The 15557-nt window shown below is 64.9% G+C and carries 16 protein-coding genes and 1 tRNA gene; 10 read left to right on the top strand and 7 right to left on the bottom strand.

Annotated elements, in window-relative coordinates:
* Positions 1-121: 121 nt before the first annotated feature.
* The 6 genes from BDO18943_RS38935 (at position 122) to BDO18943_RS38960 (ending at position 5021) form a co-directional block, all read left to right on the top strand.
* Positions 122-1135, top strand: coding sequence for a class 1 fructose-bisphosphatase (locus BDO18943_RS38935; protein ID WP_175026330.1), 1014 nt, complete (start codon positions 122-124; stop codon positions 1133-1135).
* 207 nt (positions 1136-1342) lie between these two features.
* Positions 1343-1418 (top strand) — tRNA-Thr (locus tag BDO18943_RS38940).
* 168 nt (positions 1419-1586) lie between these two features.
* Positions 1587-2396, top strand: a complete 810-nt coding sequence (locus tag BDO18943_RS38945; protein ID WP_175026331.1) for a helix-turn-helix transcriptional regulator — start codon at positions 1587-1589, stop codon at positions 2394-2396.
* A gap of 165 nt (positions 2397-2561) precedes the next feature.
* Entirely contained in the window at positions 2562-4295 is a 1734-nt protein-coding gene (locus BDO18943_RS38950) for an FAD-dependent oxidoreductase (RefSeq protein ID WP_175026332.1), read from the top strand.
* Positions 4292-4504, top strand: a complete 213-nt coding sequence (locus BDO18943_RS38955) for a hypothetical protein (RefSeq protein ID WP_175026333.1) — start codon at positions 4292-4294, stop codon at positions 4502-4504. The genes BDO18943_RS38950 and BDO18943_RS38955 overlap by 4 nt, the downstream gene beginning before the upstream one ends.
* 262 nt (positions 4505-4766) lie before the next feature.
* Complete coding sequence (locus tag BDO18943_RS38960; RefSeq protein ID WP_043181796.1) at positions 4767-5021, top strand: GlsB/YeaQ/YmgE family stress response membrane protein; 255 nt, start codon at positions 4767-4769, stop codon at positions 5019-5021.
* Positions 5022-5100: 79 nt separating this feature from the next.
* Here BDO18943_RS38960 and BDO18943_RS38965 read toward each other — a convergent pair whose 3' ends face one another.
* From BDO18943_RS38965 to BDO18943_RS38980, 4 genes are all read right to left on the bottom strand, one after another.
* Positions 5101-5583, bottom strand: a complete 483-nt coding sequence (locus BDO18943_RS38965) for a TlpA family protein disulfide reductase (protein WP_175026334.1) — start codon at positions 5581-5583, stop codon at positions 5101-5103.
* Complete coding sequence (locus tag BDO18943_RS38970; RefSeq protein WP_175026335.1) at positions 5580-6848, bottom strand: sialidase family protein; 1269 nt, start codon at positions 6846-6848, stop codon at positions 5580-5582. The genes BDO18943_RS38965 and BDO18943_RS38970 overlap by 4 nt, the downstream gene beginning before the upstream one ends.
* A complete protein-coding gene (locus BDO18943_RS38975) occupies positions 6836-9199 on the bottom strand; it encodes a TonB-dependent receptor (protein WP_175026336.1) in 2364 nt (787 codons plus the stop codon). Before BDO18943_RS38975 ends, BDO18943_RS38970 begins: the two co-directional genes overlap by 13 nt.
* A 128-nt stretch (positions 9200-9327) precedes the next feature.
* The gene (locus BDO18943_RS38980) at positions 9328-9717 is read right to left on the bottom strand and encodes a DUF2946 domain-containing protein (protein ID WP_175026337.1); all 390 of its coding nucleotides are present in this window, start codon (positions 9715-9717) and stop codon (positions 9328-9330) included.
* A gap of 198 nt (positions 9718-9915) precedes the next feature.
* Between BDO18943_RS38980 and BDO18943_RS38985 the strand changes: the two genes are divergently transcribed.
* Complete coding sequence (locus BDO18943_RS38985) at positions 9916-10062, top strand: hypothetical protein (RefSeq protein ID WP_006756195.1); 147 nt, start codon at positions 9916-9918, stop codon at positions 10060-10062.
* 223 nt (positions 10063-10285) lie between these two features.
* Positions 10286-10879 carry a chorismate mutase gene (locus BDO18943_RS38990; RefSeq protein ID WP_175026338.1) on the top strand — a complete coding sequence of 198 codons (594 nt, stop codon included), beginning with the start codon at positions 10286-10288 and terminating at the stop codon, positions 10877-10879.
* Positions 10880-10913: 34 nt separating this feature from the next.
* Here the strand turns inward: BDO18943_RS38990 and BDO18943_RS38995 are convergent, their stop codons facing one another.
* Together BDO18943_RS38995 and BDO18943_RS39000 are read right to left on the bottom strand one after the other, a co-directional pair.
* Positions 10914-12050, bottom strand: coding sequence for an exonuclease domain-containing protein (locus BDO18943_RS38995; protein ID WP_175026339.1), 1137 nt, complete (start codon positions 12048-12050; stop codon positions 10914-10916).
* A gap of 141 nt (positions 12051-12191) precedes the next feature.
* On the bottom strand, positions 12192-12395 hold the full coding sequence (locus tag BDO18943_RS39000; protein WP_011351289.1) for a cold-shock protein: 204 nt from the start codon (positions 12393-12395) through the stop codon (positions 12192-12194).
* A gap of 393 nt (positions 12396-12788) precedes the next feature.
* Between BDO18943_RS39000 and BDO18943_RS39005 the strand changes: the two genes are divergently transcribed.
* Together BDO18943_RS39005 and BDO18943_RS39010 are read left to right on the top strand one after the other, a co-directional pair.
* The gene (locus BDO18943_RS39005) at positions 12789-13055 is read left to right on the top strand and encodes a hypothetical protein (RefSeq protein WP_175026340.1); all 267 of its coding nucleotides are present in this window, start codon (positions 12789-12791) and stop codon (positions 13053-13055) included.
* Positions 13056-13556: 501 nt separating this feature from the next.
* On the top strand, positions 13557-14708 hold the full coding sequence (locus BDO18943_RS39010) for a porin (protein WP_175026341.1): 1152 nt from the start codon (positions 13557-13559) through the stop codon (positions 14706-14708).
* Between the two features lie 84 nt (positions 14709-14792).
* Here the strand turns inward: BDO18943_RS39010 and greB are convergent, their stop codons facing one another.
* Complete coding sequence (greB, locus tag BDO18943_RS39015) at positions 14793-15356, bottom strand: transcription elongation factor GreB (protein WP_175026342.1); 564 nt, start codon at positions 15354-15356, stop codon at positions 14793-14795.
* Positions 15357-15557: the final 201 nt, after the last annotated feature.

A 15557-nucleotide genomic window follows, 5' to 3' on the forward strand; every position in this document is an offset into this window, starting at 1 on the left:
CGGAAACCGGGCCTGTTCGGCCGCTCGGCCATGTAACCGGACGAAAAAAGCCGGCGGCACGAGAGGCGCGGCGGGTAAAATTGCGACCATTCAAGGATTCTTTGGCCTTTCGGAGTCTGTCATGTCCATTGCCCGCCGCACCACGCTGTCGAAGTTCCTGATCGAACAGCAACGTGAGACCAACAACCTCCCCGCCGACCTGCGCCTGCTGATCGAAGTCGTCGCCCGCGCGTGCAAGGCGATCAGCTACAACGTGTCGAAGGGCGCGCTCGGCGAGGCGCTCGGCACCGCCGGCAGCGAGAACGTCCAGGGCGAAGTGCAGAAGAAGCTCGACATCCTGTCGAACGAGATCCTGCTCGACGCGAACGAATGGGGCGGCAACCTCGCCGCGATGGCGTCGGAAGAAATGGAAACGTTCTTCCCGATCCCGGCGAACTACCCGCGCGGCGAATACCTGCTCGTGTTCGATCCGCTCGACGGCTCGTCGAACATCGACGTGAACGTGTCGATCGGCACGATCTTCTCGGTGCTGCGCTGCCCGGACGGCAAGCAGGCCACCGAGGAATCGTTCCTGCAGCCCGGCACGGAGCAGGTCGCCGCCGGCTACGCCGTGTACGGCCCGCAAACGGTGTTCGTGCTGACGACCGGCAACGGCGTGAACTGCTTCACGCTCGACCGCGAAGTCGGCTCGTGGGTGCTCACGCAGAGCAACATGCAGATCCCGGCCGACACGCGCGAATACGCGATCAACGCATCGAACGCACGCCACTGGTACGACCCGGTCAAGCGCTACGTCGACGAACTGAACGCCGGCAAGGACGGCCCGCGCGGCGACAACTTCAACATGCGCTGGATCGCATCGATGGTCGCCGACGTGCACCGGATCCTGAACCGCGGCGGCATCTTCATGTACCCGGCCGACAAGCGCACGCCCGATCGTGCGGGCAAGCTGCGCCTGATGTACGAAGCGAACCCGATGTCGTTCATCGTCGAACAGGCGGGCGGCGCCGCGACGAATGGCACGCAGCGCATCATGGAAGTGCAGCCGACGGGCCTGCATCAGCGCGTCGCGGTGTTCCTCGGTTCGAAGAACGAAGTCGAGCGCGTGACGGGCTACCATCAAGAAAAGCAATAAATTTGCACTGCAGCACTAGACAGTATCGCGTGACGTTAGTACAATCGCGCCTCTCGATGTGACCCCAACGGGTCGCATCGCAGTGAAACGAAGCGGGAAGTTTGCCGAGTCGATGAGTTTCGCGAAACAGCAGCAGCAAGCTGAAAAAAATTCGCAAAACCTATTGCCAAGGTTTCAGATTTCACCTTATAATTTCGTTTCTCTGATGCCGGTGTAGCTCAGTTGGTAGAGCAGCGCATTCGTAATGCGAAGGTCGTAGGTTCGACTCCTATCTCCGGCACCAAGTTATAAAGGGCTGACAAGCAATGCTTGTCAGCCCTTTTCTCATTCCGGGCGCCGAATCGTGCGCTGCCCTTCTGTCCGCACCCGCTCCGCTTGCGGGCATCACCCGACTCCCGCGCCGCATCCCGCCGATTACAATCTTCGGATCACCTCGCCCTTTCCGAGCATCATGCGCACCTGGCGTCTCGAGCGACCGAACCTTACCGGGCAACTGGATGTATCGCGTGCGACGCGCCTCGTCGCCGCAATCGGCGGCAGCGAGCCGAACGCATTCGCGGCCGAAGTGCTGAGGCTGTTCGACGATGCGCTGTCGGTCACGCAATGCACGATCTTCGCGTACGAGTTCGGCAACCGCCCGCGCACGCTATCCGTCGCCGACCATCGCGGCGGCCGTTACCTGCGCGACGTCGCCGACACCTACGCGAGACACTTCTACGCGCTCGACGGCAACCAGAAGATCGTATCGAGCGCGCATCGCGGCACGCGCCGCCACGACCTGCTGCTACACCAGCAGGCCGGCGACGAGATCGATCATGAAGCGTATCGCGCGGCTTGCTACCGCGGCCCCGACGTGTCCGACCGGCTGTCACTGCTGATGCAGCCCAACGATGCGAGTTGGCTGTCGATCAACCTGTACCGCGCGCATCGCAGCGGCGCGTTCCAGCCGCGTGAGATCGCGGCGATCGAAGCGCTCGCGCCGCTGATCGCGCAGGCCGCGAAGCATCACTACGCACTCGCCGGTGCGGCGCAGATCGGTATCCCGCAACTGATGCTCGCACGGCTGCGCAGCGCATGCCCGACGCTGTCCAAGCGCGAACTCGACGTGCTGCGCGGCGTACTCGAAGGCCAGACCGCTCACGAGATCGGCGAGACGATCGGCGTGAAGACGTCGAGCGTCGTCACGTACCAGAAACGCGCGTACCGGCGCCTGGGCATCTCGAGTCAACGCCAGCTGTTCGCGCTTTGCCTGCAGCCCTGAACCCAACCGGCCGGTGATGACCGAATCGGGGTAAATCCCGGTCGGCTTGCCGTACCCGGAATGGGGACAGCGGATTTCCGCCCGGCTTCCATACTGCTTCGACTGCCTGCACGCGTTGCCCCGGCCCGCGCGCACGTCGAACCGCCCTCCCCTTGGAAGCCAACGATGGATCTCGACTTCAAGCCCTACCCGTTCGTCGCCGCGCGCCATCCCGCGCATCTGCCGGCCTGCGACGACGGTATCGATACGCATCGGCATCGCGTGGCGATCGTCGGCGGCGGCCCTGTCGGCCTGGCCGTCGCGCTCGGCCTCGCGAACCACGGCATCCGCAGCGTGCTGATCGAGGCCGACGACGCGGTCTGCCACGGCAGCCGCGCCATCTGCATCTCGCGGCGCAGCCTCGAGATCATCGAGCGGCTCGGCGCGCTCGACGACTTCCTGCGCACCGGGTTGCCGTGGACCGGCGGACGCAGCTTCTACCGTCGCGACGAAGTGCTGCATTTCACGATGCCGCAGGACGACAACCAGAAGCTGCCGCCGATGATCAATCTCGCGCAGTATCACATCGAGCAATTCCTGCTCGACGCCGCGCTGCGCCGCGCCGAACTCATCGAGATTCGCTGGCAGGCGAAGGTCACCGGGGTGATCCGGCAGCCGGACGGCGTGCGCCTGCAGATCGACACGCCGCTCGGTGGCTATGCACTCGACGCCGACTGGGTCGTTGCGTGCGACGGCGGGCGCAGCACGATGCGCGACGCGCTCGGCCTGTCGCTCCAGGGCACGAGCTACGAGGGCCGCTACGTGATCGTCGACATCGCGCTCGACAGCGACCGGCCGACCGAACGGCTCGCATACTTCGATCCGTCGTCGAACCCGGGTTCGACGGTGCTCGTCCACAAGCAGCCTGATAACGTGTGGCGAATCGACTACCAGTTGCGCGACGATGAGGATCCCGAAGCGGCCGTGAAACCGGAGAACGTAATCCCGCGCGTGCAGAACCTGCTCGACATGATGGGTGAGCGCGGCGACTGGTCGCCGATCTGGATCACGATCTACAAGGCGAACGCGCTGACGCTCGAACGCTACCGGCACGGCCGCGTGCTGTTCTGCGGCGACGCCGCGCATCTCGTACCGATCTTCGGCGTGCGCGGCGCGAATTCGGGTATCGAAGACGCCGACAACCTTGCATGGAAACTCGCGTACGTGACTCGCGGGCTCGCGTCGGACACGTTGCTCGACAGCTATTCGGACGAACGCGTGTTCGCGACGCACGAGAACCTCCGCTACGGCACGAAGAGCACCGAGTTCATGGCGCCACCGTCGTTTGCGTTCGAACTGATGCGCAAGGCCGTGCTGTCGCTCGCGGTCGGACATCCGGGGCTGCGTTCGCTGATCAATCCGCGCCAGACGACGGCCATCGCCTATGCGACGTCGTCGCTCAACGCAGCCGAACGCGATACGTTTGCCGCCGGCCCCACGCCCGGCACGGTGCTCGCCGAATGCCCGCTGATGCTGTACTCGGCGCATGGCAGCGACATGCGCCGCGGCCACCTGACCGATCTCGTCGCGCCGCGCTTCACCGCATTCTGCTTCACGTCCGACGGCGTGCCCGATCCGGCACTCGCCGCTCTCGAACGGCGCCTGCACGCTGCGCGGATACCGTTCGCGCTCGTCACGCTCGCACGGCATGCGGCCCCGCGGCAACCAGCCTGCGGCGGCCATGACGACGACGGCCGGCTGTTCGACATGTATGGTGCGCGCGACGGCACCGTCTATCTCGTACGTCCGGACGGTCACGTCCTTGGCCGCTGGCACGACGCTTGCGCCGGCGACGTGGCCGCCGCGCTCGAACGCGCACTCCATCCGTGCGCGTCAACCGATCCTCAGGAAACCGCATGATGATGGATACCGAACGCGACACCCTCTACACCGACCTGTGCCGCACGATGACGCGAATCGGTGAAGCCGATGCGTCGCTCTTTCTCGCCCGATTCGCACTGCTGTCGATCGAGGCGATCGGCGATCCCTCGACCGTCGCCCGGCTGATCGCCGACGCAAGCGACGGATTGCCCGACGCGGGCATGCAGGCATCGACGCGCGAGCGATGACGCCCGTGGCCGACCGGCTTCACCGGCGGTCGTTTATTACATATTCATTTCATCACGCATCGTCCACGCACGAGCCTCCCCGTATGCAGACGAATTCCCTGGAAAATCCGGTTAAGGGTGCATAACATTACTTAACGATTCCGACCCGTCTATCGCGTTACATTGCGTGGGCGGCGCGGCAGGTCGCGTTGCCGCCTTCATTCAGCTTGCGGCAACGCTGCCGATGTCCGGTCATTCGACTCAACTCAAGGAGAGGACAACCATGGCTCATGGCTTGATTATGTGGCTCATCATCGGCGCGATCGCCGGCTGGCTTGCCGGCTTGCTCGTCAAGGGCGGCGGCTTCGGGCTGATCGTCGACATCATCGTCGGGATCGTCGGCGCAGTGATCGGCGGCTGGCTCGCCGGGCTGCTCGGCATCAGCGTCGGCAGTGGCTTCATCGGTTCGGTGATCGTCGCGGTCGTCGGCGCGGTGATCCTGCTGTTCGTGATCCGGCTATTCAAGCGAGCGGCCTGACGATTCTCTCCACGCGCCTTCGGGCGCGTTTTCGTATCAGGCCGGCGCGCGGCCCGCTCGCCGCGCGCCGCTGGCCGGTTCAGCGCCTGGCGCGCTGCAACCAGCCGTCGAGCACGTCGGCCGTCAGCAATCCGCTGCGCGCTTCGCGTGCGCCATCGCGCCCGATCCACACGGTGCGCGGCATCTCCCCTCTCCATCCCGCATCGAGCGCCGCCCGCAGACGCTCGGGCATCGGCTCCGCGTTCGCGTACTGCGCGACCTGCGGCGGCAAGTTCATCTGCGCGAGCGCCTGGGAGATCGCCGCACCGTTGTCGTCGTATGCATCCATCGCGACCATCGCGAGCTGCACGTCCGGATGGCGGCGCTGCCACGCGACCAGGTGCGCGGCGTTCTCGCGACAGTATCCGCAATCGAGCGACCAGATCTCGACCGCCAGCGGCCGCTCGTGCGCGGTCGCATACAGGCGCGCGACGTCGGCCGCGCGCAGCGGCTGCAGTTCGCCGCCGGCCCATGCCGGCACGCTCGCGAGCACGATGCCCAGCAACGCAATCAGCCGCTTCATTTCGCCCCCTCCACCGCGATCAGCCGATAACCGTCGTTACGCGTGCGCCACGACAGATAGAGGCGGCCCGCGTCGTCGAGCAATTGCGGGTTGTCGCTCGCGCCCGACGTCGACGCGATCACGCGCGGCGCCGACCAGTGCTCGCCGTGATCGTCCGACCGGCGCAGCTTGATCTGCATCGTGTCGCCGTCGAACGCCTTCCAGGCGAGCCAGACGACGTCGCCGCGCGCGACGAGCGCCGCATGCGACGCCTGCTCGCCGGGCACCGCGGGATTCGCGCCGAATGCCCACGGCGTGCCGCGCGGCTCGCCGTCGGCGCCGATGCGCGAATAGAACACGTCGGCCCGGCCGTCGACGACGCCGAACCAGGCGAGATGGCGCGTGCCGTCCGGCGTGATCGCCAGCGCCGGCCCGTGCTCGGGGCACGCCTCGACGTGCCAGTTCGAGAACGTCGCGCGCACCGGCACGACCGGCTCCGACGCCGCGACGGGCAATACGGCAAGCGCATGATCGCGGATCTGCCCCGGAAACACGTTGCGCCACGCGGCCTCGATCTGTCCGGCCGGATCGATCGCCATCGCGATGCGGCAGCATTCGCACGTGTGGTCGGTCACCTTGCGCTCGGCTTCGAACGATGCGCCGCCGTCGCGCGATACCGCGTAGTAGACAGCCGCGCCTTCGTACGCCTGCCCCGCCGCTTTCGCCGCCACGAGATCGCGCTTGTCGATCCATGCGATCGCGATATTGCCGGCCGGATCGACGGCCATCATGTCGAAGCGGTGCGTGATCGCCTGCCGGTCGCGATGCACGGTCACGGGCACGCTCCACGTCGCGCCGCCGTCGAGCGATCGCGCGAAGCGCACCATGCCGGTGTACGGCGCATCGAGCGGCATCGACCACGACACGTACACCGCGCGACCATCCGTACTCGTCGCGATCTTCGGGCGATTCTCGGCGCTCGTGTAGATCGGCTCCGGCATCGCGTTGACGGTCACGGGCGCGGACAGCGTGCTGCCCGCGTCGTCGGAATGCGCGACGACGACGTGCGCGCCCTCGACCCACGCGACCCACAGCCGGTGATGCGTGTCGAACGCGGCGCCGGTCGCGAGCGGCTGCTTCTGCTGCGCGGGCGCGGCCTGCATGCTCATGTGCGCGGCGTGCGGGTCAGCCGCCTTCGGCACGTCATGCGCATCGTGCGCACCGGCGGATGACAGCAACGCGAACCACAGCGCGCCGCCTGCCGCGAGCGATCTCACAGCGACCATTTCAGTTCTCCATAGAAAGTACGGCCCGGATACGGGTGGAACACGTAGTAACGGCGGTCCGTCAGGTTGTCGATGCCGACCGACGCGGTCCAGTGACGGTCGAAGCGGTAGCGCGCCTTCAGATCGACGATCGTGAACGAGCTCGTGCCGCCATAGACGTCCGGGTTTACGTCGCTGTTGTCGAGCGTGTTGAACTGGCGGCCCGAATAGCGCACACCGACGCTCGCAAGCCAGTGCTCGTCGAAGCGATACGACGCGAGCAGGTTCGCACGCATGCGCGGAATCCGCGGAAAGCGCGAACCGACATACGCGGGATTCGCGGCATCGGCGAGGATCTGCGCATTGCTCGCCGACACGTTCGCGTCGATCGCGAGTCCCTTCAAACCAACGTTCTCGCCGCTGAACGCGAGTTCGACGCCGCGCACGCGCACGCGATCGACGTTCGAGATGTTGGTCACCGTCGTCGCGCCCGACACCGTCGTCTGGCTGTAGATCGAATCGCGCAGATCGCTCTGGAACACGCTGGCACGCACGACGCCGACACCCACGTCGCGTTCGGCCGTGAAGTCCCAGTCGATCGCCTTTTCGGGCCGCAGGTTCGGGTTGTTGTTGACGATCGCGTTGTTCGAGATCGTGCCCTGGAACAGTTCGCCGACCGTCGGGAAACGCGTGCCGGTCGCGAACGACAGCCGGAAGCGCCATACGTCGGTCGCATCCCATTGCAGCGCGACTTTCGGCGACAGCGCATTCGCGCTGCGGTCCGCATAGCCGAGTGTGCCCGTTGCATTGCCGAGCGCGCCGCCGTACGCATCCCAGCGCTCGTAACGCAGCCCCAGCGTCGCGAGCCAGCCCGGCGCGAAGCGCCACGCGTCCTGGCCGAACAGCGCCTGCGTGCGCGTGTCGCCGCGATAGACGCTCGACAGCGACGTGGTCGGCCCGGCCAGCCAGTCGGCCGTGTTGTACGTGACGTTGCGCAGGAAGTAGTTGTCGTAGTGGTAACCGAACATGAACGTATGGCCCTTCACTTCCGGCGCCTCGGCCTTCAGGTCGAGCGTGCGCCAGCCGGTGCCGTCGCCCTGGAACTGCGTGCCTGCGCCACCCTGCACGGTCGACGCCGAGCGCTGCACGTCGCGCGACACGTCGTATGCGGACACGACGCCCGACAGGCGCCAGCCGGAATCGAGCCGGCCGTTCAGGCCGAGCGCGTACAGCCAGTTCTCCTGGTCGCCGCGCTGCGGCGCGAACGCGTTCGGCGCAACGGTCATGTTCCGGCCGCCGATCGACACGTTGCCGCCGTAGACCGGATTGCCGGCCGCATCGCGCAGGAAGGTTTCGCCGTGCTGCCGGTAATGGTTCTCCCAATGCCCGAGCGTGAGCGTCGCATCGACGTGGTCGGTGAACGCATAGCCCATCCGGACCGTTTCGTTGAGCTGCTCGGTCCGCTCGATCGACTGCGCACCGACAATCGTCCGCGGCTTTCCGTTGGGCCCGATGTCGGTCGCGGCGCCCGTCACGGGCACGGCGGCGCCGAGCTTCGGGTTGTACGCCGAATTGGGGCTCGCATACTGCATCGGCTGACCGTTGTTCTCGAGCCGGTCGAGCGACAGCGCGAACCAGAACCGGCCGACGCGGTTCGCGATCCGCGCGGTCTGGTGATTGCCGCCGAGGCTGTCTGCCACCCCGTAGCCGTCGTGATAGCGCTGCGTGAAGAACTGGGTCGACAGCGACGCCTCGAGTTTGTCCGGGCGACGCGTCGTCAGCAGCACGGTCGAGCCGATCGAGTTACCCGGATACAGCGCGGAAAAGGGGCCATAGAGCACGTCGACGCGCGCGATGTCGTCGGGCGGAATCAGCGACCAGCGCGGCGGGTACGCGTAGCTCGAGCCGAGCAGGTTCGACAGCAGCACGCCGTCCGCATACACGAGCCCGCGTGCGCTCTGCAGTTCGTTGAAGTCGCGGCCGGCGAATACGCTGTTGCGGTCGCCGATATAGCGCTTGCGGACCATCAGGTTCGGCGCGTATTTCAGCGCGTCTTCGGTCGTGACGTTGGTATGCGATTCGATCTGCTCGCGCGTGATCGATGTGACGACGGCCGGCGTATCCGGATCGACCGGTTGCCGCTGCGCGGTCACGCTGACGGCGCTCAGCGTGTCGCCGGCCAGCGCCGGCGGCACGGTTGCGACAGCCGAAGCAGGCGCGGCGGCATCAGCGGAACGCTCGACACCACCGTGCGCGGTCGCGCCGCGTGCATCGTCCGTTGACGCCGCATGGGCGGCTGGCCAGGCAAAAGCGGCCGCGCATGCGAGCGCGAGCCGGCCGCGCGACGGCCGCGCGGCGAAGAGGGAGGACATGTGCGAATTCCTGAAAACGCGATCGGACGCCGCCGGACGCGAGCGCGCGTACCGCGCACGGACGGCGCGGCACGCGGCCTCGCCGCGGGCGGCACGCGCGCCACCGGGGGGCGCGCGGACGACATCAATCAGATCGGAGCGTTTTCAGGCGGGGCGCGGGGCTGCGCGAGACGAATGCCCTTGCGGGGACAATCGGGAACGACGGGGGCGGCCGCGCGATAGGCGAACGTCCGCACGAAGCCCGGCAGCGCGGGCAGGCTCGACCCGAGCGCCACGTTCGCCGCGAAGCCGGGGCAGTACACGCAGTGCGCCATGCCGGCATGGTCGAACGACGACGTATCGTGATCGCCGCCCGCCTGCGCGAGCACGACCTGGCGGGTGCCCGCTGCACTGCACAATTCGAGCGTGAGCTCGCCGGAGCCACTCGATGCGAGACGCGCATAGCCGATGACGGGCGACAGTACGTTCAGTACCAGCGCCAGCCATACGAGGCCGATCCATCGCGTCGTTCGTTTCATCGCGGTCCAGGAAAAAGTGCGCGCAAGTATAACAAGCGGCCCGATTGTTGCCGATTCCGTACGATGCAATAGTCGGCATCGCAGCGCGCGTCAGAGCGCATGTGCCGTTAATACAACAGAGACAAAATCTAACGATTCGCCACTGGCATAAATCCAAGCGCGAGGTTGATAATCATCGAACCTGCTGGAGAAATGACCATGGACGAAAGACCAACTCGCATGCCACCGCCCGAGCAAGTGATGAGCCCGGATCCGGAACCCGTCGGCGTGGAATTCCTCGCCGAATTGCCTGACCACGTGCGGGCATTCTTCGACGAGCAGCACAAGCTGTACTCGCCGAAGTGAACGCCTGTCCGGTTCTGTAACCGCCACGTGTCGATCATCGCTATCGTGCGGTTCATCACTGCGCATCGCGCGCAATTCGCCTCGCACCCGGGCCGCAACAGCCTGACGGTGCCGGATCAGCTCGCCTGCTGATTCTCCGGTCGCTGCGCTACGCCGCGCGACTGTCTTCGTCTATTCTTCTGGTTTTCCACGTCCGGCCCGCCCGGCTCTCCCGATCGTTCCGATGAAGCAAGCCATTCGTGCCAGCCTCGCTGTCGCCGCGCTCGGCGTCGCCCTCTTTTCGTCCCCGCGTATCGCCAATGCAGATGGCGACGACACCGCCCTCACCAACCTCGTCGCGCTCGCGTCGCAGCGTCTCGCGCTCGCCGAACCGGTCGCTCGCTGGAAATGGGCCAATCACAAGGCAATCGAGGACCGGCCGCGCGAAGCGGCACTGCTCGCATCGGTCGAGAAGCGCGCGGCACAAGCCGGCGTCGATCCCGCGTTCGCGCGGACGTTCTTCGAGGATCAGATCACCGCGAGCAAGGATGTGCAGAACGCGCTGTTCGCGAACTGGCGTGCGACGCGGCCGCCGGAAGGCATGCCGCCCGATCTCGCGACCAGCACGCGCCCGGCGCTCGACCGGCTGACGCAGAAAATGCTCGCAGGGCTCGCGCTGGTTGGACCGCTGCGCGATGCGCCTGATTGCCAGGCGCGGCTCGCGCGCAGCATCGCGAACTGGAAGACGCTCACCCGCTACGACTCCACGCAAACGCAGGCACTCGACACCGCGCTGTCGCACGTCTGCTCGGCCGGCGGCGCAAGCGCGATCGGTTGACGCAGCAGGCGCGGATCGCGCGGCCGCGCTTGATTCAACCGGCTTGCCCCGCCGGCGTGAGCGCGGCGAGCGGAATCAGTTGCAGGCCGCGTGCGAGATGCGTCTGCAGCAGGCGGTGGGTGAAGGGTTCGAACGCACCGTCCGTCCCGTCGGCCGCGAGCCGCGCGGCCGCGTCGAGCGATTCCGCCACGCCGAGATAGCGCCAGCCATCGATCACATGAAACAGGCGGCGCTCGCCGCTCGCCTCGAATGCAACTGCGCCGTCAAACGGCCAGGGCGCACCGCCGGCACGGGCGTCGGCCGCGGGGCGACGGTTGTACGATGGACGCAACTGGGCGATCCATTGCGCTTCGGCAAGCATTGCCCCCAGCTCGTTGCCGGTCTCGCGCCATTCGACCCGGCGCACCTGCTGCGCAAGCCGCATTTCCTTCGACGAACGGCGTTCGCCGGTCAGCAGTGCACGTAGCCGCTGCCGCACGCGTACGCTGCGGCCGACATACAGCGGCGCGTCGCCCTCCGCGAACAGCGCGTACGCTCCGCACCCGGCCGGCGCGGTATCGAGCCAGGCTTCGGTCAGGTCGCCACCCAGACGGAAGTGGCGCGTCGTGCGCGCGATCTGGTCGCGCAACCGCTCGAGCGGCACGATCTCGTGCAACTGGCGCCAGAACTGCCACAGGAGGTCGGCATCCGCCAGCGCCCGGTGGCGTGCAGCCGGCACGAGGCCGTGGCGTTCGATCAACGCGTCGAGCCCGTGCCGCGCTTCGCGCGGGAACAGCGCACGCGACAGCCGCACCGTACACAGCACATCGGGATTGAATGCGAAGCCGGCGCGCTCGAATTCGGCCCGCAGGAAGCCGCGGTCGAAACTCGCGTTGTGCGCGACGAACAGCTTGCCGTCGAGCCGCTCGAACAACGCCGGCGCCAGCGACGCAAACGACGGCGCGTCGCACACCATGTCGTCCGAAATGCCCGTCAGCTGCTGGATGAACGGCGGAATCGACTGGCCCGGATTGACGAGCGTCGTCCACGTCGACACGCCGAGCGGGCCGATTTCGACCACACCGATTTCGGTGATGCGGTGTTCGGCGGGCGAGCCGCCCGTGGTTTCAAGGTCGACGAAAACGAGCGGCTGTTCGCTGGCGGGATCGGACGGACGGGGGGAATCAGACATGAAAAGACTGGGAAACGATGCTTCCGTGAGTATGCACCGGCATCCCCGTTCGCGGCCAGCCCGAACCGGAATGTTCCGCCCCCGAAAAGCAAAAAGCCCCCGCAATGCGGGGGCCGGACGTGATCGGCAATGCGTGGCGCGTCAGACCGCCTGGATATTCGCTGCCTGCTTGCCTTTCGGCCCGACTTTCACGTCGAACGAAACACGCTGGTTTTCCTTCAGCGTCTTGAAGCCGTCCATCTTGATTTCGGAAAAGTGCGCAAACAAATCTTCACCACCATTGTCCGACGTAATAAAGCCGAAACCTTTAGCATCGTTAAACCATTTCACGATACCGGTATCCATGTCTTCGTTCCCCACTCGATTAGATCAAAAAAGCTATTTTTATAGCCGTTTCCCGAAATCCCGAAACATTGCGCCAGCACCCGCACCAGCACGCCGCCCGAGGACGGAGTGCTGACTTTATAAATTGGACAATCCGGGTGCGTCAAGAAAATTTTTGACGAACGTTTTATCAAAAAAGCGCTAATACCATTGGAATCGGTACACCATCGCCTTTGATTAATTGATTCGCATCAAAAACCTGTCAACATTACCGGGACCGGAGCATCAATAATCTCGACCACGAAATTTCTACCGGGGACAAATCGGCTCGGTAAAATCCTCGGGTTTTTTCCGGGTTGCGGAAATGCGGGGACATTGCGATGCTCACTTAACGTTGGAAGGAAGGAGAAGGTCATGTGGCTGGACGGAATCAAGCGCTTCGCGAGCCGGCTTGGACGCGTACGTCGCAAGTCCCGCGCCCTGGCCGAGTCTGCGCGCGAAGCGCCATGTGACACCGAATTCGATACGACCTGGCACGGCGATCACTGGCAGAACCTGCTCGCATCGCCACTCGATGCCCGTCACTACGTGATGGAAGACTGGACCTACACACCGCCCCCCAACGAAGCCAAGGAAGCCGCACCTGCGGCCAAGCGCAAGCGGCACTCATACGCGCAATAGCACGCGGCGTGACGGGGCAAAAAAAAAGCGCGACTGGGAAGTCGCGCCGACAAAGGTTTGGAGATCTTTTCCGTCAACGAAAAAGTCTGCTTCGGAAAGCAGAGATCGCAGTATAGCGAGAGAACAACCTTTCATTATTCATGCTCCACACAAACCTCTATTGCCGATGTGTCAATAATCGCGCTATGACCGCCCTCGCCTGCTGCTGACTACCTGTCGCGATCGCGCAACGCCCGTTCCGTAGTCCTAATCGCTATTTTTCTTCGCTGCAGCGCCGCAAACCCTTGATGGTCAATCGTTTGCGCTACCTCGACAATCTTTGCGGATTCCAAAATATATTATTGCTTAAAGCGTGATCGTCCCCCGCTCCACGCACTCCGTACACTGCAGATGGCTTATTGATAAGCGCACCGCCGCTCTGCCGGACCGGCCGCAGCGTCAAGCAAAACATGCCAGTCCGCAGCAGGTTCGATCGACATCATCCTGTTTGGAGACAGATCCATGAAAAAAACCCTGATCGTCACCGCGTTGTCGGGTGTCTTCGTTACAGCAGCCCATGCTCAGAGCAGCGTGACGCTCTATGGCCTGATCGACGCAGGCATCACCTATACCAACAACCAGGGTGGCCACAGCTCATGGTCGGAACGCAGCGGCCAGATCAACGGCAGCCGCTGGGGCCTGCGCGGCACGGAAGATCTCGGCGGCGGCCTGAAAGCAATCTTCGTGTTGGAAAACGGCTTCAACATCGCCAACGGCACGCTCGGCCAGAATGGCCGTGAATTCGGCCGCCAGGCGTTCGTCGGCTTGTCTCATGACCAGTTTGGCGCCGTCACTCTCGGTCGCCAATACGACAGCGTCGTCGACTACATCGGGCCGCTGTCGCTGACCGGTACGCAATTCGGCGGCACCCAGTTTGCCCACCCGTTCGATAACGACAACCTGAACAATTCGTTCCGGATCAATAACGCCGTCAAGTATACGAGCATCAATTACGGCGGCCTGAAGTTCGGCGCGTTGTACGGCTTCTCGAACAGCAACCAGTTCTCGAACAATCGCGCGTACAGCGCGGGCGTGTCGTACACCTACGCCGGCTTCAATATCGGCGCTGGCTACCTGCAGTTGAACAATGACATCACGGGCCTCACGTCGGCCGCGGTCACCAACAGCGGCGGCGCGGTAGCAGGCGACAACACGTTCGTCGGCAAGCGTCAGCGCGTGTTCGGCGGCGGCCTGAACTACACATTCGGCCCGGCAACGGCCGGCTTCGTATTCACGCAATCGCGTGTGAACCGGGCGCTCGGCATCTCCGCGGGTGCCTCGGGCGTGTCGAACGGCCTGGGTCTCGACGGCACGTTTGCCCGCTTCAACAACTACGAAGTGAACGCGCGCTACGCGCTCACGCCGGCCTTGTCGCTGGCGGGGTCGTACACATACACCGCCGGCTTCCTGGACGGCCGTCATCCGGGCTGGAATCAGTTCAACCTGCAGACCGACTATGCACTGTCCAAGCGGACCGACGTGTACGTGCAAGGCGTGTATCAGCGCGTCAGCACGGACGGCCTGGGCATCGGCGCCTATGTCAACGGCCTCGGTGGTGCTTCGTCGAGCAACAAGCAGATCGCGGTCACGGCCGGCCTGCGCCATCGCTTCTGAGCGACCTGCACATCCGCCGCACGCCGGATGACGAAGCGCCCCATCGGGGCGCTTTTTCTTTTCCGGGCTGACCCCGAGCGTCGCTCAGGCGTTGCCCGGTGCCGGGTAACGGACGTCGAGCACGTCGATCGGCTGCGGGCCGGCCGGCGTCATCAGCGTGACGGTATCGCCGATTTTCGCCTTGATCAGCGCACGCGCGACCGGCGAGATCCAGCTGACGCAGCCGTGATCGAGATCGACCTCGTCGATCCCGACGATCGTGATCGTGTGATCCTCGCCGTCCGGCGTCTCGTAGTCGACCGTTGCGCCGAAAAACACTTGGTCGACGTTCTCCTGCCGGCTCGCATCGACGACTTCGGCAAGATCGAGCCGTTTCGTCAGGAAGCGAATGCGGCGATCGATCTCGCGGAGCCGCCGCTTGCCGTAGATGTAGTCGCCGTTCTCCGACCGGTCGCCGTTCGACGCGGCCCAGGACACGAGCCGCACGACCTCGGGACGCTCGACGTCGATCAGGTTCAGCAGTTCGTCCCTCAGCCGCTTGTGGCCGGCCGGCGTGATGTAGTTCTTCGCGCCTGCCGGAATCGCCGGCTGGGCCTGGTCGAGATCGTCGTCGTCACCGTCCGACTCTTTGACAAACGCCTTGTTCATGATGCGGGTTCAACTTGGATGACTGATGCTCCAAGGGTACACGAAGGGCGCCCCGGCAAGGTCTTGCAGAACAATTCGCGAATAAGGCTTCCCTTTTTATACAACCCTGCTATAATTTCGCTTCTGCGTGCGGCTGTAGCTCAGTTGGATAGAGTACTTGGCTACGAACCAAGGGGTCGTGGGTTCGAATCCTGCCAGCCG

Origin of the sequence: Burkholderia aenigmatica (assembly GCF_902499175.1) — a bacterium.
Taxonomy (GTDB): Bacteria; Pseudomonadota; Gammaproteobacteria; order Burkholderiales; family Burkholderiaceae; genus Burkholderia; species Burkholderia aenigmatica.